General features: G+C 29.1%; 22 protein-coding genes, 1 tRNA gene and 1 riboswitch. Of the genes, 9 read left to right on the plus strand and 14 right to left on the minus strand.

What is annotated here, in order from left to right:
- Nucleotides 1–24 precede the first annotated feature (24 nt).
- From NON08_RS08790 to NON08_RS08805, 4 genes are read right to left on the minus strand one after another with little or no spacing between them, the layout of a single operon-like run.
- Nucleotides 25–2277, minus strand: a complete 2253-nt coding sequence (locus NON08_RS08790) for a xanthine dehydrogenase family protein molybdopterin-binding subunit (RefSeq protein ID WP_256691095.1) — start codon at nucleotides 2275–2277, stop codon at nucleotides 25–27.
- Nucleotides 2264–2728, minus strand: coding sequence for a (2Fe-2S)-binding protein (locus tag NON08_RS08795; RefSeq protein WP_256691096.1), 465 nt, complete (start codon nucleotides 2726–2728; stop codon nucleotides 2264–2266). Before NON08_RS08795 ends, NON08_RS08790 begins: the two co-directional genes overlap by 14 nt.
- Nucleotides 2728–3522, minus strand: coding sequence for an FAD binding domain-containing protein (locus tag NON08_RS08800; protein ID WP_256691097.1), 795 nt, complete (start codon nucleotides 3520–3522; stop codon nucleotides 2728–2730). Before NON08_RS08800 ends, NON08_RS08795 begins: the two co-directional genes overlap by 1 nt.
- 27 nt (nucleotides 3523–3549) lie before the next feature.
- Complete coding sequence (locus NON08_RS08805) at nucleotides 3550–4899, minus strand: uracil-xanthine permease family protein (RefSeq protein ID WP_256691098.1); 1350 nt, start codon at nucleotides 4897–4899, stop codon at nucleotides 3550–3552.
- 142 nt (nucleotides 4900–5041) lie between these two features.
- Nucleotides 5042–5139, minus strand: a riboswitch (purine riboswitch).
- Between the two features lie 385 nt (nucleotides 5140–5524).
- On the opposite strand from NON08_RS08805, the gene NON08_RS08810 reads away from it, so the two are divergent.
- Entirely contained in the window at nucleotides 5525–6424 is a 900-nt protein-coding gene (locus NON08_RS08810; RefSeq protein ID WP_256691099.1) for an aldo/keto reductase, read from the plus strand.
- A 43-nt stretch (nucleotides 6425–6467) separates the two neighbouring features.
- On the opposite strand, the gene NON08_RS08815 is transcribed toward NON08_RS08810, so the two are convergent.
- From NON08_RS08815 to yedF, 3 genes are all read right to left on the minus strand, one after another.
- Nucleotides 6468–6561 (minus strand) — tRNA-Sec (locus NON08_RS08815).
- Between the two features lie 28 nt (nucleotides 6562–6589).
- Nucleotides 6590–6865: a DUF3343 domain-containing protein gene (locus NON08_RS08820; RefSeq protein WP_256691100.1), complete on the minus strand. Its 276-nt coding sequence runs from the start codon at nucleotides 6863–6865 to the stop codon at nucleotides 6590–6592.
- On the minus strand, nucleotides 6865–7455 hold the full coding sequence (yedF, locus tag NON08_RS08825; protein WP_256691101.1) for a sulfurtransferase-like selenium metabolism protein YedF: 591 nt from the start codon (nucleotides 7453–7455) through the stop codon (nucleotides 6865–6867). Before yedF ends, NON08_RS08820 begins: the two co-directional genes overlap by 1 nt.
- Before the next feature lie 162 nt (nucleotides 7456–7617).
- Between yedF and NON08_RS08830 the strand changes: the two genes are divergently transcribed.
- Nucleotides 7618–9042 carry an amino acid permease gene (locus NON08_RS08830; RefSeq protein ID WP_256691102.1) on the plus strand — a complete coding sequence of 475 codons (1425 nt, stop codon included), beginning with the start codon at nucleotides 7618–7620 and terminating at the stop codon, nucleotides 9040–9042.
- A gap of 47 nt (nucleotides 9043–9089) precedes the next feature.
- Here NON08_RS08830 and NON08_RS08835 read toward each other — a convergent pair whose 3' ends face one another.
- The 5 genes from NON08_RS08835 to aroB form a co-directional block, all read right to left on the minus strand.
- Entirely contained in the window at nucleotides 9090–9557 is a 468-nt protein-coding gene (locus NON08_RS08835) for an SRPBCC family protein (protein WP_256691103.1), read from the minus strand.
- A gap of 66 nt (nucleotides 9558–9623) precedes the next feature.
- Nucleotides 9624–11465 carry a selenocysteine-specific translation elongation factor gene (gene selB, locus NON08_RS08840; protein WP_256691104.1) on the minus strand — a complete coding sequence of 614 codons (1842 nt, stop codon included), beginning with the start codon at nucleotides 11463–11465 and terminating at the stop codon, nucleotides 9624–9626.
- A 1-nt stretch (nucleotide 11466) separates the two neighbouring features.
- Nucleotides 11467–12852: an L-seryl-tRNA(Sec) selenium transferase gene (selA, locus tag NON08_RS08845; protein WP_256691105.1), complete on the minus strand. Its 1386-nt coding sequence runs from the start codon at nucleotides 12850–12852 to the stop codon at nucleotides 11467–11469.
- A 10-nt stretch (nucleotides 12853–12862) separates the two neighbouring features.
- Nucleotides 12863–13840, minus strand: a complete 978-nt coding sequence (gene selD / locus NON08_RS08850; protein ID WP_413774047.1) for a selenide, water dikinase SelD — start codon at nucleotides 13838–13840, stop codon at nucleotides 12863–12865.
- 93 nt (nucleotides 13841–13933) lie between these two features.
- Nucleotides 13934–15913, minus strand: a complete 1980-nt coding sequence (gene aroB, locus NON08_RS08855) for a 3-dehydroquinate synthase (protein ID WP_256691107.1) — start codon at nucleotides 15911–15913, stop codon at nucleotides 13934–13936.
- 158 nt (nucleotides 15914–16071) lie between these two features.
- Between aroB and htpX the strand changes: the two genes are divergently transcribed.
- The 6 genes from htpX (at nucleotide 16072) to NON08_RS08885 (ending at nucleotide 21198) form a co-directional block, all read left to right on the plus strand.
- Nucleotides 16072–16908, plus strand: coding sequence for a zinc metalloprotease HtpX (htpX, locus tag NON08_RS08860; protein ID WP_256691108.1), 837 nt, complete (start codon nucleotides 16072–16074; stop codon nucleotides 16906–16908).
- A gap of 66 nt (nucleotides 16909–16974) precedes the next feature.
- Nucleotides 16975–17127, plus strand: coding sequence for a hypothetical protein (locus NON08_RS08865; protein ID WP_256691109.1), 153 nt, complete (start codon nucleotides 16975–16977; stop codon nucleotides 17125–17127).
- Nucleotides 17128–17217: 90 nt separating this feature from the next.
- On the plus strand, nucleotides 17218–18066 hold the full coding sequence (locus NON08_RS08870) for a DUF2156 domain-containing protein (RefSeq protein WP_256691111.1): 849 nt from the start codon (nucleotides 17218–17220) through the stop codon (nucleotides 18064–18066).
- 12 nt (nucleotides 18067–18078) lie between these two features.
- The gene (locus NON08_RS08875; RefSeq protein ID WP_256691112.1) at nucleotides 18079–19497 is read left to right on the plus strand and encodes a leucyl aminopeptidase; all 1419 of its coding nucleotides are present in this window, start codon (nucleotides 18079–18081) and stop codon (nucleotides 19495–19497) included.
- Nucleotides 19498–19550: 53 nt separating this feature from the next.
- On the plus strand, nucleotides 19551–20693 hold the full coding sequence (gene eis / locus NON08_RS15045) for an enhanced intracellular survival protein Eis (RefSeq protein WP_256691113.1): 1143 nt from the start codon (nucleotides 19551–19553) through the stop codon (nucleotides 20691–20693).
- A gap of 31 nt (nucleotides 20694–20724) precedes the next feature.
- Nucleotides 20725–21198: a DUF2628 domain-containing protein gene (locus tag NON08_RS08885; protein WP_256691114.1), complete on the plus strand. Its 474-nt coding sequence runs from the start codon at nucleotides 20725–20727 to the stop codon at nucleotides 21196–21198.
- A gap of 40 nt (nucleotides 21199–21238) precedes the next feature.
- Here the strand turns inward: NON08_RS08885 and NON08_RS08890 are convergent, their stop codons facing one another.
- Nucleotides 21239–21916, minus strand: coding sequence for an SIMPL domain-containing protein (locus NON08_RS08890; RefSeq protein ID WP_256691115.1), 678 nt, complete (start codon nucleotides 21914–21916; stop codon nucleotides 21239–21241).
- 9 nt (nucleotides 21917–21925) lie between these two features.
- Entirely contained in the window at nucleotides 21926–22504 is a 579-nt protein-coding gene (locus NON08_RS08895; RefSeq protein ID WP_256691116.1) for a nitroreductase family protein, read from the minus strand.
- Nucleotides 22505–22647: 143 nt separating this feature from the next.
- Here NON08_RS08895 and NON08_RS08900 point away from each other — a divergent pair, with 143 nt between their 5' ends.
- Nucleotides 22648–25158: an AMP-binding protein gene (locus tag NON08_RS08900; protein ID WP_256691117.1), complete on the plus strand. Its 2511-nt coding sequence runs from the start codon at nucleotides 22648–22650 to the stop codon at nucleotides 25156–25158.
- The last annotated feature ends 92 nt before the right edge of the window (nucleotides 25159–25250 follow it).

Consider the following 25250-nt stretch of genomic DNA (forward strand, 5'->3'; position numbering starts at 1 on the left):
ATTATCCTCCTATTGAAAATAATTTTATATATTTAAAATACCCATTAGAACTTTTTCAGATGTTACAGGTAAATTTCTAACTCTAACTTTAGTAGCATTGTAAACAGCATCAGCTATTGCAGGTGCTGGAGTGTTAACAACAACTTCACCTACAGATTTAGCACCAAAAGGTCCTGTTTTTTCATAAGAATTAGAAAATTCCACTTTTATATTTTTACAATCTAGTCTTGAAGGTATTTTATATTGCATTAAAGAATCAGATATAACTCTTCCTCTTCTATCATACTTAATATCTTCAAAAAGAGCAAGTCCAATTCCTTGTACAGCTCCACCTTCAACTTGAACTTTCACTAGATTAGGATTTATATGAGTTCCACAATCAACAACAGATAAATAGTCAAGAATAGCTATTTCTCCAGTTAAAGTGTCCACCTCAACCTCAGCAAAACCTGCAATGAAAGGTGGAGGAGAAGTTTCACCACCCCAAGTACCTGTAGTAGTAATTTGGTTCATGCCTTCAAATGATATAGAACGTTGAGCAAATTCCTCTAAAGTTATAATTTTATCAACTACTTTTAATGAAGTTCCAAGATATTCAATATCATTAATATCAATATTAAATAATTTAGAAGCACCTTTTAAAATTTCTTCTTTCATATTATTTGCAGCAATGATAACAGCGTTTCCTGTAACATAAGTACCACTAGAAGCATAAGCTCCTGGATCATATGGAGAAAGATCAGTATCTGCAGAATGAATAGTTATTTTATCCATAGGAACTTCTAAAACTTCAGCAGCTATTTGAGTTAATACAGTATCACATCCTTGTCCCATATCAGTAACTCCAACCATAAGATTAAAATCACCTCTATCACCAAGCTTTATTGTAGCAGCAGCAGTATCGATTCCAGCAATTCCAGATCCTTGCATTGTAACAGCCATTCCAGCAGCTCTAACTTTATTAGGGCTAATCTCTCTAGGCTTCGATCTTTCATCCCAGTTAAATTTTTCTTTTCCAATTTCTATACATTTTTTTATATCTCCGCTAGTTATATATTTCCCATCACCAGGCTCGACTAAGTTCTTCATTCTAACTTCAGTAGGATCAAGATTTAGTTGATGAGCTAATTCATTAATGATAGATTCAACAGCAAAAGTACCTTGAGTAGCACCATAACCTCTAAAAGCTCCAGCATTCATAGTATTAGAGTAAACGATGTTAGCGTTAAATCTCATAGGAACAGTATCATATAAAGGAAAAGTTTTATATGATACAAGAGAAGTAACTGTTGGAGCATGTTCTCCATAAGCTCCAGCATTTGAAAGAGCATTTATATCTATAGCTTTTATATTTCCCTCTAAATCAGCACCAATTTTAACATCAAGTCTCATTCCATATCTTGTAGTTGTACAAGTATGAGTCTCTTTTCTGTTGTAAATTATTTTAGAAGGTTTACCAGTTTTTAAAGTTACAAAAGCAGAATATATTTCACAAACAGCTGTTTGTTTACCTCCAAAACCGCCACCTACTCTAGGTTTAATAACTCTTATTTTACTGCTAGGAATCTCTAATGCTCTAGCTAAATGTCTTCTAACATGAAATGGAATTTGAGTTGAGCTTACAGTAGTTAATCTTCCATTTACATCAAAATAACTATATGATCTATATGTTTCCATCATTGCATGCATCTGAGGTTGTGTGTAGTATGTTCTTTCAAGGATCACATCACTATTTTTAAATCCTTCATCAACACCAGGTTTTTCAGCATAGGCTTTAGAAGCTATATTTCTTTTTCTTTCATATCCAATTTCAAAATTAGTATGAACCTCTTCAGGATGGATAATAATGTGAGAATCAATAGCTTTTTCAAAATCTAAGATAGGTTCTAAAATTTCATATTGTACTTTAATTAATTTCATCGCTTTTTCAGCACATCTTTCATCTTCAGCAGCAATAATAGCTACAGGATCGCCAACATATCTAACATACTCATCAAGAATTCTTCTGTCATATGGTGAAGGTTCAGGAAAACTTTGTCCAGCAAGTGTAAATCTAGTTTTAGGTGTATCTTCATGAGTGTAGATAGCTTCAACACCAGGAACTTTTAAAGCTATAGAAGTGTCAATGGCTTTAATTTTAGCAAAAGGATGTGGTGATCTTAGAAGTTTTATAGTTAAAACATTATTATTTAAAATTAGATCTTCAGTGTAAGCTGGATTACCAGTTACAACGCCTATTCCATCTACTTTTCTCACAGATGTGTTAACAATTTTCATGTTTCATATCCTCCATAAAGTTTCTAATTGCTCTAAGCTGAGAAACGTATCCACTACATCTGCAAAGATTTCCATTTAAATAGTGCATAATTTCATCATCAGTAGGATTTTCAAGTTCTTTTATCATAGCAATTACTGTTAAAGTAAATCCTGGAGAACAAAAACCACATTGTTCAGCACCTTCACTAGTCATAAAAGATGCAAATTTTTTAGCTTCAAGGGGAAAGTGCTCAATAGTAGAGATATGTTTTCCTTGAGCTCTAGCTGCAAGAGTACTGCATGAAAGGATAGGAGATCCATTTAAAAGGACAGTACAAAGGCCACAAGCTCCAGTATCACATCCTCTTTTAACACTAAGATATCCCTCTTTTCTTAAAACATCAAGTAGATAGTCATCATCTTTAATAAGAATCTCTTTTTTTCTACCATTTATAGTAGTTGTTAATAACATTAATTTAAAACCTCCTGAATTCCTTTTCTAAGTAATGCTGCTAGGAGAAGCTCTCTATAAGATTTAGAGCCTCTCATGTTTGAATCTAAAGGAATTTCATCTCCAATATATTTCATAGCATTAACAATCTCTTTTTCAATATCTTCACTTTTATTAAATAGATCCATAGTTTTTTTTGCTAATATAGCTTTTCCAGGTCTTGAACCCACAGCTATAGTTATATTATTATCAAAATTACAAATAGCTAAGTTTATAATAGAATAATCAGTCTTACTTTTTCTAACACATTGAAAAGATGTTTGACAAACCTTTTTAGGAATTAGAATTTCAACTAATATATCTCTTCTAATATCTGTTTCATTTAAAAACTTTTCTAGATCTATAATACCGCCATTGAAAAGTTTAACTTTACTATCTAAAGCTAATAGAACTGGAACTAAATCAGAGAAACCATATTTACTAAAAACTGTTGCTCCAACAGTAACATTTGTTCTAAATTGTACACCAATAATATCCCTTAAGGCTGTAGTAAAAATTTCTCCAAAATATCTATTTAAAAGAGAGCTTGTCTCTAAGTTCCTAAAGTTAGTCATAGCACCAATAGAGATAAAATTATCTTCATCTGAAATATAATCCAGCTTTAAATTTGATAAGTCAATAGCCGTGTTCCAAGAGGTATTTCCCATTCTTAAATAGGAAGTTCCACCTAAAATAATATTTTTTTTATTTTTTAAAAGTTCTGAGTAAGCTTCTTCAAGAGAAGATGCTAAGAAAAATTTTGAAAAAGAAAACAAGTTAAAACCTCCAATTAATCTAATTTATTATGCAACTTTTTTGCTTAATTCAACTTCTTCAGTTGCTTTTTCAGTAACTGTTTCATCCTCTAGAGGTAAAATTATATTTAAAAATACAGCAATTGTACCAGAAACAACAATTCCAGATCCACCAAATATAAGTTTTATACTTTCAGGAAAAACAGTTAAAGCTTCAGGAACATTTCCAAGACCGTACCCAAGTCCTAATGAAACTGCTAAAATAACAGAATTTCTACCTTTTAAAGGCTCTTTTGTAATTAAGTTTATACCGCTGATAGAGATCATAGCAAAAACCATAACTAAACTTCCGCCAATAACACTAGCAGGAATTATAGTGAAAAGAGCTCCGATCTTAGGAATAAATGCTCCTACAACTAAGAACATAGCACCAGTAGCTACAACAAATCTACTCATGATACCAGTCATAGCAATGATACCTGTATTTTGGCTAAAAGATGTTGTTGGTAAAACTGAGAATACAGCAGCTAAAGCACTACCTAATCCATCTGCAAGTATTCCACCAGATAGCTCTCTATCTGTAGTTTCTCTTCCAGCTCCACCCATAGTAACTCCAGACATATCTCCAACTGTTTCAACAGCAGAAACAATAAACATTAAAATCATAGCTAATATAGCATCAAAATGAAAAGCAAATCCAAACATTAACGGTTTAGGTAAAGTTAAATAATCCGCTTGAATAAGAGGCTGTAAATTAACTTTTCCAAATATTAATGCTACAATAAATCCTACAATAGTTCCAATAAAAATAGATCCAGTACTTAAAATACCTTTTGTGAATTGTTTAAAGAAAACAACAGTTATAAGAACAACAGTTCCAATAAGTAAGTTTTCTAAAGAACCAAAATCAGGTGCACCTACTCCTCCTGCAAAGCTTTTAATTCCAACAGGTAACAGTGAAAGACCTATAGAAAGTACAACAACACCAGTAACAATAGGTGGAAAAAACTTTCTAACTCTTTTAATAATAAGTCCTAGAAGTCCTTCGAAAATTCCTCCAATTAAAGCAGCTCCTAAAACACCTTCAAAGCCATATCTAGTTCCAATAGAAATTGCAACAGGAACAAAGGCAAAACTAGTTCCAACAACAATAGGTAATCTAGCTCCTATAGGACCAATTGTGTAAGCTTGGATTAGAGTATTTAATCCTGCAACAAACATAGAAGCTTGAATAAGAAGTGTTTTTTGTTCAGGTGATATTCCTAAAACACCAGCAACAATGATAATAGGTGTAATATTACTAACAAACATAGCTAAAATGTGTTGTAAACCTAGAGGTAGGGCTGTTTTTAATTCAGGAACTCCGTCTAAGTGATAAGGTGATCTGTTCTTTTCCATTGATAATAATCCTCCTAAAATTCTTTTTTTGAATTTTACTCAATATATAGTTGGGATTAAACTATTGTAGAAAATAAAAAAAGATTATCTATTTTCATCTTCTACAAGTGAAAAATAGATAATCTAAAAAATCTAGATCAAAAAATCTATTTATTTCACCCATAGTGGCTAATTTAAGGTTAGCCGTAGAAACTTCCGACCGTATTACGGATATATATGAGTAACTATTTAACAAAGTTTATAAATAAAGACTTTGTTTAAAACTTTTTAACTTATGCACTTAAATTGCACTTTAAAATAATTGTTATCTCAATTACGTGAATTTAAGAACTTTTCGTTTAAAAAATAATATCATAAATTTCCCAACATTTCAACACTTTTTTAACATACAAAAAAATAAGTGCACCAAATAAATACAACGCATAACAAAATATTTTAAAATAAAAGTTTGACAAACAAATAACTTTATATTAAACTATAAAAGTAAATGCTGTTATTTACGCCAACCAAAAATTAGTCAAAATGGAAGACCTTTCCCAGGTCTTCTTTTTGCATTAATTGACAATTTTATATTTTAGTAATATACTTAGATCAACAAAAATTTCAGAAATTAAGGAGGCTTTTTATGAAATATGTAGAAATCAGTGAAAAATTAAAAATGTCAAAAATAGCATTAGGTTTTTGGCGTTTAAACAGCTGGAATATGTCTAAAGAGGAATTATTAGAGTATATAGAAAAATCGATAGATATGGGTGTAACAACTTTTGATCATGCAGATATTTATGGAAGTTACACATGTGAGAAAATTTTCGGAGAAGCACTATCATTAAAGCCAGAATTAAGAGAAAAGATACAATTAGTTAGTAAAGTAGGAATAAAATTAGTATCAAAAAATATGCCTGAAAATACGTTCCATTGCTATGACACTAGCTATAATCATATAGTTAAAAGTGTGGAAAAATCTTTAAAAAACTTAAATGTAGAATATTTAGATTTAGTTTTAATTCATAGACCAGATATGTATATGAATGCAGATGAAACAGCAAAGGCATTGACATATTTAAGAGAATCAGGAAAAGTTTTAGAATGGGGAGTTTCTAATTTTTTACCCTCAGATTTTAATCTTTTACAGAGTAGATTAGATTTTAAATTAGTTACAAATCAAATAGAGCTATCTCCTATAAGAACACAACATTTTTATGACGGAACAATAAATTTAATGCAAGAAAAAAGGGTTCCTATGATGATTTGGTCTCCTTTAGCTGGAGGGGAGATATTTACATCTGGAGATGGAAATACAGTGGAGTTAAGAAAGGTTTTAGAAAGGTTAGCTGAAAAATATAACTGTGAACCAGATACGATAGTTTATGCATGGCACTTAGCTCATCCAGCTAATTTAATTCCTATTTGTGGAAGTGGTAAAATAGAAAGACTGAAATCTGCAGTAGCAGCTTGTGATATTAATTTAACTAGAGAAGAATGGTTTGAAATACTTGTGAATGGTATGGGTAACGATATTCCGTAAAATAAAAAAGCCTCACTTTTAAGTGAGGCTGAACTTTTAAAATTGGCGGAAGCGTATAGGAATCGAACCTACCAGCGATTTAACTCGCCAAGACAGTTTTGAAGACTGCTGAGTACACCAGTAACTCATCCGCTTCCAATTTCAACTTTATTATATCATAAAAAATTAAAAATTAAAAGCAGAAAAGTTCTTTTTAAAACCATTTTTTTCACAAAGATAGAAATTGTATATATTTTTATCAATATTGTTATCAATTAAAAGTTTTAATATTTCATTAGCATCCTCAATTTTTGCTTTTAGAGAAAGTCCACAACTAGCTTTTAATTCTCCTGGAAGTGGAATAATTCTAACATCAATATTATTGTCAATTAAAAGTTTCTCTACTTTCATAACTAAATGAGTTGAATCGATTGTTATAACTAAAAATTTTTCTGAATTCATTATGGTCTAATCACCTTGCTAGCTTTCATCTGCTTATCTATAATATTGTACATATTAGTAATAGTTCCAACAGATACATTATTTTCTAAATGGTAAAAGTTAAGACAAGCTCCACAAGATAAAATTTCAACTCCTCTTTCCTCTAAAATCTTTAAATCTTTTATAGTTGTCTCATTAGAAGCAGTTAAAAAAACTCCTTTGTTGTAGAAAAGAATGGCTTTTGGTAGAGTTTCCATCTCTGTAAGAGTATAGATAAATCCTTTCATTAAAGTCTCTCCAAGGGCAGCATCTCCATCTCCCATTTTATCAGAAGCAATAACTATAATAGTATTATTTTCTTGATTAGAAGTACTAATTTCTGGTAAAGTTTTAGATGTAGTTTTATATATTTCAATATAAAATACTTCATTCTCTTCTTTTGTATTAAAAGAAAATCCCATCTCTTTAGCAAATTTTTCGATATTTTCTTTAGAAATCTTGTTATCTATAGATACTTCAACAACTCCATCTGTGATCTCTTTTAAAGCATTTTTTGTCATAATAACTGGAATAGGACAAGTTTGTCCAATAGCATTAACCTTTATCACCATTACACACTCCTTGAAAAATTATATTTCTTTTAATTATACAATATTTATACAAAAAATTATACTTTAAAATTGGAGAATTAGATAACAAAATATTTGATTTTTTTTATCAAAGGTGTTATTATAAAAATTGTTTCAAATATAATACAGTATGAGGAGTTGAGAATGAAAAAGAAGTATCTATCTGTGTCATCACTAGTAATGATGATATTCTTGGGAGTATTTGGATTTGGAAATATTGCCAATAATTTTAAAGAAGTAGGAATGTCATCCGCCACAATGCTGGTAATAGGGATTATTTTTTACTTTTTACCACTTTGTTTAATAATGGCAGAGTTTGGAGCATATGCTCAGGATAGAACGAGCGGAATATACTCATGGATAGAGATAGGATTAGGAAAAAAGATGGCATATTTTGCAATATGGTCATATTTTATAGCAAATATATTTTATTTACCAACGTTAGCAACAAGAGTACCAACATATTTTAGCTTTGGGTTGTTTGGAGATGCGAATATATCAAATACCCAAACGGCTATTCTATCATTAGTAGCTTTAGTTATATCATTGATAATAGGAGTAAAATATCAAAAAGCAATAGGAGCACTATCAAAACCGATAGGTTACGTTTCATTATTCACTGTTTTAATATTTTTAGTAGCTGGAATATATCTTCACTTAACTGGTCAAGGAGCTACAGATTTAACAACAGAGATGTTTGTAATAAAAACTACTTCAAAGTCAGACTTAGCAAGATCTTTAGGAACATTTTCATGGATACTATTTGCTTTTGGTGGTGGAGAGGTCGTAGGACCTTATGTAAATCAAGTTGAGAATCCAGAGAAAAATTTTGTAAAAGGATTACTTGTAGCATCAATGTTAATAGGAATACTTTATGTTTTAGGAATTGTATCTGTTTCGGCTTTTGGAACGCAGGAAGATTTCTCAAAGATATCTTTAATAAATGCCGTTTTAGCAGGATTTAAATTTATGGGTGATAAAATAGGATTAGGAATATGGTTTGTGAAGTTAATGGGAATAGCTTATTCTCTTATAACTTTAGTAGCTCTTATTCTTTGGGGAAGCTCTTTAGCAGCAGGGGTGTTTAGTGAAGCTCCTAAGGGAACTTTTCCAGATTGGTTAACTAAAAAATCAGACAAAAATGGAATTTTAAGAAATGCTTTAATATTCCAAACTATATTGGCGTTTTTATTTATAGCTTTAACAACATTTGGTGGTGAAGCGGCAGGAGAACTATACTATAGAGTTTATGATATGACAACAATGGCTTTAATAGTACCGTATTTCTGTCTAGGAATAAGTTATATATTCTTTAGAAAAAGAGGTTATATATCACCGTTTCAGATATCAAAAGGAAACTTTATACCTATTTTAGCAGGAGTATCAGTTTCAGCGATGACATTTATAGCTTTTATTTTTGCAGGGTATGATTTTACAGTACCAATAGTAAAGCAATTAGATAAGATGAAACTATATTATGGTGGATTATTAATGTTTATGCTAATTGGTGTACTTATTAAGTTTCTAAGTGGAATGAGTCACAAATCTAAAGAAAATAAAAAGAAATAAGGTAAATAAAAAATGGAAGAGCTTAAATTCTTCCATTTTTATTTTATTTATTTTGTTTTGTTAAATTCAGTTTCAGCAACAACTTTTAATCTAGTTAATTGATCCTCTAAAACTTTTTTATTGAAAACATTAAATAGTTTATGTAATGAAGTTCCTTTTAATGTCCACGCTGTTATTATTAAATGAGTCTTGTTTGTATTAACTTCTTCAAAGTCATACTCAATTTTGAAATCAACCCATTTATCTCCAATTTCAATTTGATATAATTTACCTTCTTCATAAGCTAAAATCTTTCCACAATATTCATCTTTAAAGCCATACATTTTAATATTTTCACAGAAAGTAGAACCAACAACTTCTGGCGTATCTGTATGTTTTTCACCTTCTAAACCTGTAATCCAAAGACCGTGTTTGCTATAATCAGATATAAATTTGAATACAAAATCTTTAGGTGCTTCAATATCAACGCCCTGAACAAAAAATGGTATTTTTTCGTTTAATTCTTTTAGTTCCATACAAATCACTCCCATTTAATAGAATATAATATATTATTATATTGTTTTATGGAATTTCCTTTAAGATTAAATATTATTTTTTACTCTGTAGTTATCAATTTTTTTAGTAACTTTTTTTTCATCAAAATTTTCAAGATATATTAGAGCCATTTTTCTATTAGATTTTAAAATATCTCTGAATTCTGCTAGAGTAATTTTAGAATTTTTTTCAAAAAATAGTTGTAATCTGCTTAATGCTTCTTGATAAAAACCTTTTAATACATAGTAATCATCTAAATTTAAAACTAATCCCTCACTTAAGAGATATTGAAAAACATTTTTAAAATTTCTGTTAGACTTAAAGTGTTCATTTAAAATTTCAAAACTTAAGCCGTTAAATTCATGTTTTTTTAAAAGAACTAAAATTTCATCTTTAATTTTTTTCTCATCTTTAGAAAGTTTTATTTTAAAGTTTTTAAGAGAAACAAAGTTATTTTGTTCTTGAAAATCATCTTGAAATTCAATTGTAAGATTTTGTCCTTTAAAGAAAAGGTTGTTAACTGTTGCTAAAGGAACTCCTTTTTTCAAAGGATTTTTATTGTGAAAATCTTCTAAATATATTTTAATATCTAATTTTAATTTTTCCAAGATGGTTTTATGAATGATTGCATTGATCGATTTAAAGGTGAAGATATTCTCATCAAATGAGCTCTGATTTAAAGTTAAATTAAACTCTTTATTTAGATCATTTATATAAACAAAATCTTTTTTAGTTGAAAGATACTCAACAAGATTGAGGTCTTTATTCAAAAGATAGTTTAATTTTTGTAAATATATATAGTTGTTTTTTTTAGTAGGAACACCAAAAGGTGTTAAAATTCTTACTCCACCAATTAAAGAAGAGGTGCTAAGAGTTCTTAAAATTCCAATATCATCGAAATCTACTGGTATATCCTTATCCATAATCAATTGAAAGAAAATAGGATCTGTTTCTATTTCATGTAAATATTTAATTTTTCCAAAATACTCACCAGTACCAATATTTAAACGAATTTTAGTATTGTTTTTAGGAAGTTCCCCTCCTGATAATCGATTGAATAAAACATCTATAATTTTACTATTCATAATAGTTTGACTATTAGTTAAAAGATTTCCTCTTTCAATCTCTTTAGCTGTAGTTCCTGTTATATTTAAAGCGCATCTTTGGTGAGAAGAGATTTCTTCTAAATCTTTACCATGATTTTGAATACCTTTGATTTTAATACTTATTTTTTGAGGATAAAGTGTTAAGGTATCTCCTTTTTTGATATTTCCTATTGTAGTACCACTAACAATAGTTCCAATACCTTTTGGTGAGTATATTTTATCTATATCTAAACGAAAAAAGTTCTCTTCTTTATTTGAGTCTAATATTTTTAAGTTATTAATCTCTTTTAAAATTATATTATAAAGAGTTTTGTAAGTTGATGAATCTTTGCTAGTAACTTCTACAATAGGAAAAGACTTAAAAAAACTATCTTGAAAAGACTCTTCAATTTCAATTTTTAATTCTTGAATTCTTTCAGAGGTAACTAAATCAGTTTTTGATAAGACAATAATTCCATTTTTAACCCCAAGTAGTTTAAGAATCTCTTTATGCTCAATGGTTTGAGGCATAATCCCATCATCACAGGCAATTAAAAATAGAACGAAATCAATTCCTTTTGCTCCAGCAACCATATTTTTTATAAATTTTTCATGTCCCGGAACATCAATAATACTGATAATATCTCCAGAGGGAGTATTTAAAGGGGCAAAACCAAGATCAATGGTCATACCCCTTTCTTTTTCCTCTTTCATAGTATCGGTATTTATATCTGTTAACATTTTAACTAAAGTTGTTTTTCCGTGATCAATATGACCAGCAGTACCAATTACTATATTTTTCATTTTACACACTCTCTAAAAATCTTTTGAAGTTTTTTACAATTATAGAATATTCATCATCATGAATAGTTTTTAAATCTATAAAAAACTGATTGTTTTGAACTCTTCCAACAACAGGGATATCCTCTTTTAAAAAGGCAGTTTCTATGCTTTTTCCATCTAAGGATGTAATTACAACTCCATAACTATCAATAGTTGCATCTGGCATTGAACCTCCACCAATAATAGCTTTAGTTTCAATTACTTCACTATCTATATCAATCTCTTTTAAAAGATTTTTTAAAATCTCAGCTCTTTTAAAAACTTCAGAGATTGGTTCTAAAATTCTATTTAAAGTTGGATTTTTTTCTACAGCTACTTTTTCATCAATATATTGTTTAAAAGTAAATTCTAAAGCACTTATTGTCATTTTACAAACTCTAAAGGCTCTTAAAAATTGATTCTTTTTTAATCTTGAGATTAATTCCTTCTTTCCAATTATAATTCCACATTGGGGACCACCTAGAAGTTTATCTCCGCTGAAAGTTATTAGATCTATTCCAGAATTTAAAGATTCAAAAATTGTAGGTTCTTTTTTCAAACCATATTTTGAAAAATCAACAAGAACTCCGCTACCTAAATCCTCCATAGATATTATTCCATTTTCTCTTGCTAGTTCAGCAATCTCTTTATTAGAAACAGATTTTGTAAAACCTGATATATGATAGTTTGAAGTATGAACTTTTAAAAGCATTGAGGTATTTTCAGTGATAGCTTTTTCGTAATCTTTTAGATGCGTTCTGTTAGTAGTTCCAACTTCAACAAGCTTAGCGCTAGATAGTTCCATAATGTCAGGAATTCTAAATGAACCTCCAACTTCAACGAGTTCTCCTCTAGATATAACCACCTCTGTATTTTGGCTAAATTCGTTTAAACAAAGCATAACAGCAGCAGCATTGTTATTAACAACTAGTGCTCCTTCAGCTCCAGTAACTTTAGCAATTAAATCCTCAACATGTGAGTATCTACTACCTCTTTCTCCTGTTTTTAAATCAAACTCAAGATTACTATAACCACATAGAGAGTTTTGAAGATGTTCAATAAGATCTTTAGAAAAAAGAGCTCTTCCTAAATTTGTATGTAAAATAGTACCAGTACCATTAATAACTCTTTTGAAATTATATTCTAAATTTCTAGTTAGAGACTTAGTTATCTCTTTTTCAATATCTTCTATTGTATAAGTAGTAATACTTCCTTCAAGGATTCCTTTTCTAAAAAGGTTAATTCCTTCGTTAACGGCGTCATAAACCTCTTTGTAAGGTTTGTCTTTAAAAAACTCTTTCTCCTTTAAAAGATCGATAATTTTATCTACTTTAGGAAGGTTTCTTAGAAGAGATTGTCTATCATTCATAATATTCCCCTTATCTAACTACAATATATTTTCCGTTGTATTTATCTACTGTTCCAATTAAAGATGATTTAATTTTAAGAGTATTAAGCTTTTCCATAATTTCAGATGCATATTTAGAAGGAACTGAGAATAGTAAACCTCCAGATGTTTGTGGATCTAGCATAATCTCTTGTAACCAGAAAGGAACAGCTGAGATATCAACTTTATCATTTAAATAGTTTCTGTTTTTTTGTCCCATAGAGTTTATATAAAACTCTTTAGCGAATTCCTTAGCAATATCTAAATAAGGAATTAATTCTTGTTCTAAGGTAAATGTTTTCTCAGAAGCCACTGCCATTTCGTAAGCATGTCCTAAAAATCCAAAACCTGTAATATCTGTACAAGCTGTAACTGGATAATTTTTAATAATTTCAGCAGAGTATTTGTTTAAAGTTGTCATTACTTCGATCCACTCTGTTTTTACCTCTTCAGGAAGTGTTTCAACTTTAGAAGCTGTAGATATAATACCTGTTCCTAGTGGTTTTGTTATAATTAAAACATCTCCATCTTCAGAACCGTAATTTTTTAAGACTTTATCTGGATGAACAAGACCAGTAACTGAAAGTCCATATTTAACTTCAGGATCATGAATAGAGTGCCCTCCACTTAGAACAGCTCCAGATTCTGCGATTTTTTCAGCTCCACCTCTTAAAATCTCACCTAGAATCTCAATATTTTCTTTTTCAGGAAAACAAACTATATTCATAGCAGTTTTTGGTTCTCCACCCATTGCATAAACATCACTTAAAGAGTTTGCTGCAGCTATTTGTCCAAATACATATGGATCATCAATCATAGGTGTAAAAAAATCTAAAGTTTGAATTAAAGCTATATCATCTGTTAATTTGTATATAGCAGCATCATCTGATTTTTCGAAACCAACGATTAAATTTTTATCCTCCACACTTGGAAGATTTTTTAATAAATTTGAAAGGACCTCCGGTCCTATTTTGCTTGCTCAACCACCAATCGAGCATCTATCTAATAAAAGTTTCATTGCGTACCTCCTCATAAAAAAATGAACCTATAAATTATACCACAATTATATATTTAATACCATACCACCTTCAAGATTATCAACAGTAGATACTGTGATGCTACTTTTATTTAAAATGTCTAAAAGTGTTATTAAAATTAAATTTCCAGCAATAATTACATCAGCTCTATTAGGCTCTAATCCAATAATTTTTTTACGATCCTCTAATGTTTTACTTAAGAATAGAAAAAGGTTTTCTTCTAAATCCATTTTAGTTAAAATAAATTCATTAATCTCTTTTTCTACAAATTTTGGTAACTTTTTAATAATAGAAACATTTGTAGTAACTGTGCCAGCAACACCAATTATTTTAAAGTTGCTATTTTCAAATTTGCTTAACTCGTTAAAAAATCCTTTTAAATAGTTACGAGCAGACAAAAGTGTCTCTTCGTTATAGTTTTCTTCAGCAAAAAACATCTCAGTAAGCTTTACAACACCTATAGGAAAACTTTTAACGTAATCAATACCATTGTAATCACCAATAGTGACTTCACTACTTCCACCACCAACATCAATAGTGGCTATTTTTTCTTTATAGATATTGCTGTTACCATTAAAACTAAGTTTAGCTTCAATCTCTCCTGGGATAACAAGAGTATTTATATTAAATTCATTTTTGATTCCTTGAACAAATAAACTTCCGTTACTAGCCTCTCTAGTAGCTGCTGTAGCAAAAGCAATAAGTTCTGTAACTCCCATAGAATCAGCTTTTTCTTTAAATCTTTTAATAATATGATAAGTTTTTTCTATTGATTCTTTAGAAAGAACTCCTGTTTGATTAAGATTTTTTCCAAGCCTAGAAACATCTAAGTCTTTATATATTGGAGTTACAATTTCAATTTTATTATTAGATTTTTCTATTTCAGCTATAAAAATTCTACAAGAATTAGTTCCTATATCGATAACACCCTTTAAAATTCTATTTTTAAATGAGTGGTTAGCTTGACATATAAGTTCTTTAGTAATAGGCATATTTTCGAGAATACCATTTTTATCAACTATAAATTTTATTTTATCGTTAGAGTTCTTTTTATCTTTTTTCATAACATTGATCAAAGTCTCACTCTCAATATATATAGGAGTACAATCAATTTTGTAAAGAGAAAAAATCTCTTTTATAGATTTAACATAATCTTCTGTTATAAATCCTAAAAGTTTAGATATTTCCATTTCAAAGATAATTCCTTTAGCTACTCCTTCACCGTGAGACATGTACTGATAATCAAATAGAGTTTCAAGAGCATGACCGTATGTGTGACCTAAATTTAAAAATGCTCTATCTCCTTTTTCAAATTCATCTTTCTCAACAAACTCTTTCTTTATTTTACAAGACTCGTAGATCATCTCAATTAAAACTTCAGATTTTAATTTTAAAATATCTCTGTGGTTTTCTATTAAGAAATTGAAGTAAGATTTATCTTTGTTTATAATACTGTGTTTTATAACTTCACCCATTCCAGATTTAAATTGATAGTCTGGTAATGTTTTTAAAAAATCAATATCTATAATAACACCGATAGGTTGTTTAAAAGATCCAATTAAATTTTTTCCTAGAGGGTGATTAATAGCTACTTTTCCTCCGATACTAGCATCAACTTGAGCTAATAACGATGTGGGAACTTGTAAAAAATCTAATCCTCTCATAAAAGTAGAAGCAATAAATCCTCCAAGATCGCAAACTACTCCGCCTCCAACACATATAATTAGAGAGTTTCTAGAGAAGTTATGTTCTATTAAAAAAGAAAATATCTTCATAGATGTATCTATATTTTTGTAGATTTCACCATCTTCGATCTCAAATTTATAAGTTTTCTTTTTAGGCAAATTACTAGAAAGTTTATGACTGTATAAATTGCTAATAGTCTTATTTGTAAGTAGCAATATTTTATCGTAATTTTCAGTAAATTCATTAAGCTTAGTTATCGTATTTTGCCCAATAAGAATGTCGTATGAATTTATAGAAGTCTTCATAACTAGATTTTTCATAATTGGTCTCCTTTTAATTTAATTTATATATATTTAAAGTATAATAGTTTTGTAAAAAAAAAGCAAATTTAGTAAAAAATTAAATATGCTGCTGTTTGTTTACAAAAAATAAAAAATATGATATTTTATAGAAAAGTCAAAAAGACTGGAGGTAAAAAATGCAAGGTTTTAAAACATTTATATTGATGCTAGTAATGACCTTATTGCTATTATTTATAGGGGGGGCTCTAGGAGGAAGAGCTGGTATGACAATAGCTTTAGTTTTAGCAGGAGTAATGAATTTTGTATCATATTGGTTTAGTGATAAGATAGTACTTTCAATGTATAGTGCTCAAGAGTTACCTGAGAATCACAAAGTATATTGGATAACAAAAAAATTAGCTGAGAGCGCAGGATTACCAATGCCAAAAGTGTATATGATAAACCAAAGTCAGCCAAATGCATTTGCAACAGGAAGAAATCCACATCATGCAGCAGTAGCTGTAACAAGAGGATTAGTAGAACTTATGGATGACAATGAGCTCGCAGGAGTAATAGGGCATGAGTTAGGACATGTATCTCATAGAGATATTTTAATACAAAGTGTAGCAGCTACTTTGGCAGGAGCAATAGCTTATATGGCAAATATGGCAAAATGGGCAGCTATATTTGGTGGTGGAAGAAGAGATGAGGATGATAATCACGGAGGGATTTTTGGACTATTAGCAATAAGTATTTTTGCTCCATTAGCAGCAATGTTAGTTCAAATGGCCATATCTAGAAGTAGGGAGTATAAAGCTGATAACTTTGGAGGCAAAGTTTGTGGACATCCAAGATATTTAGCAAATGCTTTAAGAAAGTTAGAGTCGTATTCTACAAGAATTCCTATGGATGCAGCACCAGCTACAGAAAATATGTTTATTGTATCACCTTTAGCAGGTAGTAAAATGGCAAATTTATTTAGTACACATCCAAGTACAGCAGATAGAATAAGAAGATTAGAAGAGATGGAATAAAATTAAAATTTGACAAAAGTCAAAACATAAAGTAAATATAAAAAGTAAAGAGGTGGAGGAATAGTTATGGAAAAAAATGTTATTTCTCAAAGGGTTTTTATACTGTTTATATTTATATTGTTGACTTATCTTGTTGTAATTTTATTTGAAAAAGATATTAATAATTTTGATGATTTAGAGAGTATACTACTTTTTAGACATTTTAGATTACATATGTGAGGAGTCAGATATATTTCTGACTCTTTTTAATTTGACAGTAAAGCCTTATTGGTATATACTTGCAATAGTATATTAAGGTGGTGTAGAATAATGAACTGGAAAAAGTTGACGATAGACAGCAGAGATGAGCTACAAGAATTTTTAAAAAATAGATTTGAAACTTCAGATATGAACTTTACAAATCTTTTTTTATGGAGTTTTAGTGAAAATATTCAATATTCAATATATGATGACGTACTTTATATAAAAGGGTTTTATGAAGGAAATGAGTATTACTTTTCACCTGTTTCAAAATTTGATGATAAAGAGAATATAGTAAAAGCTGTAGAAAAAATTAAGGAAAATGGCGGAAAAATAGTTTTTATACCAGAAAGTTATGAAAAGTTTTTAAAGGATGTTTATCCTATTAAAGAGGAGAGAGACTCTTTTGATTATATATATTTACAAGAGGATTTAGCAGAACTAAAGGGAAGAAAATTTTCTTCTAAGAAGAATAAAATAAATAAATTTAAAAAAACATATAACTTTACTTATGAAAAGATTTCAAAAGAGAATATAGAGGAGATTAGAATTTTTCAAAGAGAGTGGACTGAAAATAGAAAAGAGGACTCTATTATAATCTCAGAAACTATGGGGATAGAGGAACTTCTTAATAACTATGAAAATCTTGGATTAAGAGGTGGAATAATAAAAGTTGATAAAAAAATAGTAGCATATGCTATTGGAGAAAAATTAACAGCAGATATGGGAGTTATACATATAGAAAAAGGAATTTTTGATTATCAAGGAAGTTATCAAATGATAAATATGTATGTTGCAAAAGAGGAGTTTTCAGATGTTCAGTATATAAATAGGGAAGATGACTTTGGAAGCTTAGGTCTAAGAGAAGCAAAACTTTCATATCAACCAATAAAACTTATAAAAAAATACAGTATATAGAGGAGGAGTGCCATGTTTAAAGTTATTAACAAAATAGAAAAAGGTTATGATTTAAATGTTGTATTAAATTTTGAAGGACAAATAGATATTTGTGAACATATATCTGTAGGGAATAAAGAACTAATAGAAAAATTAATGAATAAAAAAGAGTTTACTGGAAAAAAAGGTGAGACTTTAAAAGTTGAATTTTTAGAAGGAACTTATTTAATATCAATGCTTTTTGTAGGTATGGGAAAAGAAGAAGATTTTAATTTAAACATATACAGAGAGGTCATGTTTGATGTTTTATCTAAAGAAAAAGGAAGTATTTTAATATCTGCTCAAAATGAAAAGTTATTAGATTATAACGTATTAGGAGAGATTGTATCAAATGTAAATTATAATTTTGATACATTTAAAGAGAAAAAAGGCGAAACATTAGATGTTGAATTATTTATCCCTGGTGAAGAAAAGGATTTCTCAGAGACTATATTTTTAGGAGAGGCAACAAATATAGCTAGAGATTTAGTAGACCAACCTGCAAATATTATAAATCCAATAACTCTTGCAGAAAAAGCTGTAGATTTAGGAAAGAAATATGGATTTGAAGTTGAAGTTTTAGATGAGAAGGATATTGAGAAATTAGATATGAATCTATTACTAGCTGTAGGAAGAGCATCTATAACAAAACCAAGACTTATTGTAATGAGATATTTAAATGGAAAAGATAATAATGAAAAAATAGGATTAATAGGAAAAGGGTTAACATATGATACAGGTGGACTTTGCATAAAACCAGCTGATTCTATGTTTGAAATGAAAAGCGATATGGCAGGAGCAGCGTCTGTCATAGGAGCTATGTGTGCTATTGCTAAGGGAAAAGTTGAAAGAAATGTAGTTGCAGTTGTTCCAGCATGTGAAAATGCTATAAATGAAAATGCATATAGACCTGGAGATATTATAAAATCTATGAATGGTAAGACTGTTGAGATTATAAATACAGATGCAGAAGGAAGATTAGCCTTAGCAGATGCTATAACTTATGCTGTAAGAAATGAGAAAGTTACAGAGATAGTTGATTTAGCAACTTTAACTGGAGCGATACTTGTTGCTTTAGGAACAATAACTACTGGAGTATTTTCAAATAATGATGAAAAATATAGTATGTTAGAAAAAAGCAGTAAATTATATGGTGAAAAAGTTTGGAGAATGCCAACATTTGATGAGTATGATGAGTTGTTAAAATCAACAGTTGCAGATGTAAAACATACAGGTGGAAGAATGGGTGGATCAATAACAGCTGCAAAGTTTTTAGAAGGATTTGTAGAAGGACTACCATGGATACATATGGATATAGCTGGAACAGCTTTTAATAGTGGAGTTAAATGGCTTAAAAAAGGTGCTACTGGAGTAGGAGTAAAAGCACTATATAGTTATGTTAAAAATAGATAAAATAAAAAAGGGTGAGAATTTCTCACCTTTTCTTATATAAGGTGGTGATTAAAGTGATAAAAAATCAATTAAAAGATTTATGGAAAGATCTTTTTAATGATGAAGTAGAATATATAGAGTGGTATTTTAATAATATTTATAAAGAAAAAAATACAAAGTTATGTATTGAAGAAAATGAAGTTTTTGGAATGCTATTTGAAAATAAATACCATCTATCAGTTGATAGTGAAAGGTTGATGGGAAGATACCTTGTTGGAGTGGGAGTAACACCTGAACGAAGAGGAGAGGGAGTTATGAAGGAGCTTCTTTTGCAAAGTATAGAAGAAGCATATAGTTATGGGGAAGAGTTTATATATTTAACTCCAATAGATAAAAACATATATGAACGATTTGGATTTTCTTATATTTCAGCACTTTCAAAATATGAAGTGGACTTTTTAGGATTAAAAGATTTTAAAAAAGAGTTTAAAATAAAAAAAATTAAAAATGAAAATTATAAAGAGGATGTTTTAATACAATTAAGAGATTTTTATGAAGATATTTCTCAAGAATATTTTGTAAAAGTGGCAAGAGAGAAGGAAGATTATAGAAAAACTCTTTCAGAACTATTTTGTGAAAATGGATTAATATATGTAAGTTATGATATATTTGGTAAAATAAATGGATATATGATGCTAGTAAAAGATAAAAATATAATAGTGAAAGAGCTTTTGTTTAAAGAGAGAGATACCTTAGAGGGACTACTATCTATTTTATATGGTTATAAAGACTACTATGAAAAAATAGAGATTATATTACCTGAAAATACATATCTAGAAGATTATTTAAAGAGTGAAAAAGGGTTGAAAAAAACTATTAAAAATAAAGTACAGGTCAGAATATTAAATGTGGATAAAACATTAAAAAGATTAAGCAAAAAATTTAAAGAAAATGAAGAGCTTAAAATTTATATCCAAGATAGATATATAGAAAAAAACACAGGAATTTATAAAATTAGTAAAAATACAGTTGAAAAAATAGAGGGTGATTTTGATTTAAGCTTGAATATAAAAGATTTAGCAACTTTAGCTTACGGTTTTAGAGATTATAACTCTTTAAAAAAAATAGAAAGTTTTTATTTAAAAAATAAGGATAAAGAGAAAATACTGAGTAATATATTTATAAGAAAAATTAATTATTTTAATCAAGATTTTTAAAAATAATATATAAAATTAAGGAGGCGGGACCATGGAAAGTAAAGTAGATTATGTAGAAAAACATTTAGGAAGTCTAGAAGATTTTGTAAAGAAAAACTCAGGATATTACATAGAAAGTTGGAAAAGTGAAAAGGTAAAATTTAATTTTGCAGCTTTTCTATTTGAAACACTATGGTTCGCCTATAGAAAGATGTATAAAGGAGCGGTAGCTCTTTTAATTTTAAATTTGCTTATAAATCTATTTACATTTTTAATTTTAATAAAAACTAAATTTTTTATGGGTGGTACAATATTAGTTTTATTTATTAGAATATATATTGGATTTAAAGCTAATGATTTTTATTTTGATAGAGCAAAAAATGTTTTGGAAAAATCAAATTACCAACCTGAAGAAAAAGAGTGTGGAACTAGTCTTTTAGGTGTATCAGTATTGATATTTATAGCAGTACTATTTCAAGTTTTATTGGATTTTTATTTGGGAGTGACATTGTATTATCAAAATTAATATAAAAAGCAGAGCGTATAAAAAGCTCTGCTTTATTTTTTTATTTCTCCATATAGAAGATAACATTCATACTAGCTGTAACATCAACATCATTAGGAACTGTAACGGGTATTGGAGTATTATCAGCTTTAGCTGCAGTATTTAACATAAATGATATAGGTCTTGGCATAGAGTAATTTAAATCAATATTTTTAGGAGATATTTTAAAATTATCTATTCCAGCAATTAAACTAGCTTTAGCTTTAGCGTTTTCGTAAGCTAATTTATAAGCCTTATCTTCAAGTTCTTTTCTATCAGCAATAAAGAAATTAATTTCACCGATATTATTAACTCCACCATTGTTTAAAGCTGTAAGAACAGTTCCAGCTTTATCTATATCATTACTAGTAATCATAATTTGATTTCTAACATAATATTTCATCTCGCCGTCTTTAGCGTTATAATCGTTTCTATAATTTAAAGAGTAGTTTTCAGTTTTTATATTATTTTCTTTTAAACCAGTCTTTTTTAATAGATTAATAGCATTGGTGATAATAGTTGTATTTTCATTAATAGCAGTTTGTGAATTTTTATTTATAGTTTCAACTGTAGCAACTATATTAAAGGTATCTGGCTTTCCTGAAACAGAACCTGTACCTGTAACAGATATTGTAGGCGTTTCATTAGCTAAAGTTAAAGCTGATGTCAAAAGAAATAAAGTCCCAAATGTTTTTTTCATAAAATCCTCCTAGAATTTTTTTAAGATTAAAGTATCTAAAGAAAGTTTAGGTACATAGTGGATATTTTTCTCCACATCTCTATGGTACTTTAAATCATGAATATTTCCTTTCGTTAAAACAACTTTATCAGTAGGTTTACCTAAAGCTATTAATATTTGAGGAATATAAGTTTCCATATCTAAATCAAGAGTTCTTGAAACATCTAGTTTATTGAAGGCTCCAATTAAACACCCACCAAGTTCTAGTTCAGTAGCTTTTAAAAGAATATTTTGACAGGCAATACCAATATCAATTCCTAAGGTAACTGGTGACAAAGAGTTTTCCTTTAAAGTACTAACAAGTATATAAGCCTTTGGACCATCTTCTAAAGTTGGGCTCCATGGTATAGCTCCAGCCCAAGCAGTATGAGGAAATATTTTATGACATAGACTTTGAGAAGTTACAAGAGTGTATCTAAGCGTTTGACTATTCCTAGCAGAACCTCCTAAGTGAGCGGCATTAATTAGACTCTCCAAAGTTTCCATTTCAATCTCTGTGGAGTCAAAAGTTCTGTGAGAACGAGTTTTGATTAAAAGTTCATTTAACATGGCTAACCTCCTCAATTATTTTAAGACAATACTACTTTATAAATACTAAAAAGTCAACATGTTAAGAGGAAAAAGTAGACAATTGCTGTAAGTTATTATAGAATAAGTTATTATTTTTACAAAATAGGGAGGGAAATATTTTTATGAATTTTATATATGACAGAAAGAAAACCGCAGTAATTTATAAAGATAAAGAGTATTCATACTACGAAATTATAAAGATGGCTAAAATATACTCAAGCCTGCTAGATATAAAAAAAGAGGATAGAGTAGTTGTATTCATGGAGAATAGACCAGAATACATGGGAGCTGTACTGGGAATATGGGATAAAAAAGGGACATGTACAAACTTAGATGCAAGTTATAATGATGAACAGTTATCTTATGTATTTAAAGACTCGTATCCTAAATTTATAATAACATCTAATGAAAATTTGGAAGTTGTAAAAAAAGCTAAAAGTGATTCTAACTCAGATATAACTATATTAAATGTGGATGAGATAGATATTACAAAAGAGATTGAGATGGAAAATGTAGGTGTTGAGTGTTTAGATAAAGATGCTATAGCAGTTATGCTTTATACATCTGGAACAACTGGAAATCCAAAAGGAGTTATGTTAACATTTGACAATATAATGTCAAATGTAGATGCTATAGAAGAGATAAAAATGGTTTTACCAGAGGATAGATTGCTAGCACTATTACCATTTCACCATATATTGCCACTATCTTTTACAGTATTAATGCCTTTAAAGTTTGGGTGCCTAGTTGTTATCCTAGACGAGTTATCATCTGATGCTATAAAGAGAAATTTACAAAAGTATAAGATAACTATAGTTATAGGTGTGCCAAGAGTTTGGGAGATGTTCCACAAAGGTATTATGGGTAAAATAAAAGCTAGCCCAGCAAGTCATAAGTTATTTAAAATTTGTAAATCTTTAAATATAATACCATTGAACAAAATTATATTTAAAAAGATACAAGAAGCTTTTGGAGGAAATATAAAGTTCCTAGTTTCAGGAGGGGCTAAATTAGATAAGGAGATTTGTGAAGATTTTAATACCTTTGGATTTAAAATGTTAGAGGGGTATGGATTAACAGAAACATCACCAATTATAGCATTCAATAGACTTGATAATATAATTCCAGGAACAGTGGGAACAGCACTTCCTGGAGTAAAGGTAAAGCTTGAAGAGGATGGAGAGATTGTTGTAAAGGGTAGAAATGTAATGAAAGGTTACTATAATAAACCTGAGGCAACAGCTGAAGCTATAGATAAAGATGGATGGTTTCATACAGGAGATTTAGGACAGTTTGACGGAGATCATTTAAAGATAATTGGAAGAAAAAAAGAGATGATAGTTTTATCTAACGGTAAAAATATCAACCCTTCAGATATAGAAGTTGAAATTATGAAGGGAACAGACTTAATTCAAGAGGTAGCTATAACTGAGGATGAAAAACGTCTAATAGCTATTATATACCCTAACTTCAAAGTTTTAGAAGAGAAGAAAATTGCCAATGCAAAAGAAGCTATAAAGTGGGAAGTTATTGATAAGTATAATGTAACAGCACCTAAATATAGAAAGATACTTGATATAGTTATAGTAAAAGAAGAACTTCCTAAAACTAAATTAGGAAAACTTAGAAGATTTATGTTAAAGGATCTTTTAAAAGGAACAACACTAAAAAAAGCTGCTCCAGATGAGGTAGTAGTTGAAAAAACTGTGGAAAAGAGAGTTTCAACGTCAAAAGAATTAAATACTCAGGAGTTTATAGCAATTTCAAAATTTATAGGAACTTTACACGATGAGATAGATATAATACCAGAATCTCATTTAGAGATAGATTTAGGATTAGACTCTTTAGATGTTGTAGAGATTATAACTTTTATTCAAAATACCTTTGCTGTAAATATTTCTGAAGAGGATTTCTCAAGAATAAAAACTGTAGAAGCTCTTTGTCAATATGTTAGAGAAAAGGGTGGAAATTATGAAGAGAAAGAGATAAATTGGAAAAAAATATTTGAAGAACCTGTAGATTTAAAAATGCCATCTTCAAAGTATGTTATACCAATAACAAATATATTTAAGCCTCTATTTAGTTGGTATGTAAAATTAGATAAAAATACTGATAAGCTAGATAAAACATCTCCTGTTATATATATAGGAAATCATCAAAGTATGTTAGATGCTTTTGCCTTTGGACAAGCATTACCAAAAGATATACTTAAAAATACATATTTCTTAGCTATAAATATACATTTTGAAGGTAGAGTAAAAAAATATTTAGCAGAAAATGGAAATGTTATTTTAATAGATGTTAATAAAAATCTGAAAGAGACTTTAAAAATTGCAGCAAAAGTTTTAAAAGAGGGAAAAAATCTGGTTATATTCCCAGAGGGAGCTAGAACAAGAGATGGAGAGTTACAGGAGTTTAAAAAGACATTTGCTATTTTATCAAAAGAGTTAGATGTACCAGTAGTTCCATTTGCTATAAAGGGAGCTTACGAACTTATGCCTTATGGAAAAGGAGTTCCTAGTTCTGGTAAAATGAGTATCACTATATTAGATAAAATTCTTCCAGAAAATAGATCAGTAGAAGAGATTGTAAAAGTTACTAGAAACGCTATAGAGAAGAGTATAAATAACTAAACTAAAAAAAGCTGGTATGTTTAATACCAGCTTTTTGCGTGCTTCATTATATTGAAATAATAACACAATTATGCTATAATCACTTGTGGATT

The organism is Cetobacterium sp. NK01 (genome assembly GCF_024506395.1).
Taxonomy (GTDB): domain Bacteria; phylum Fusobacteriota; class Fusobacteriia; order Fusobacteriales; family Fusobacteriaceae; genus Cetobacterium_A; species Cetobacterium_A somerae_A.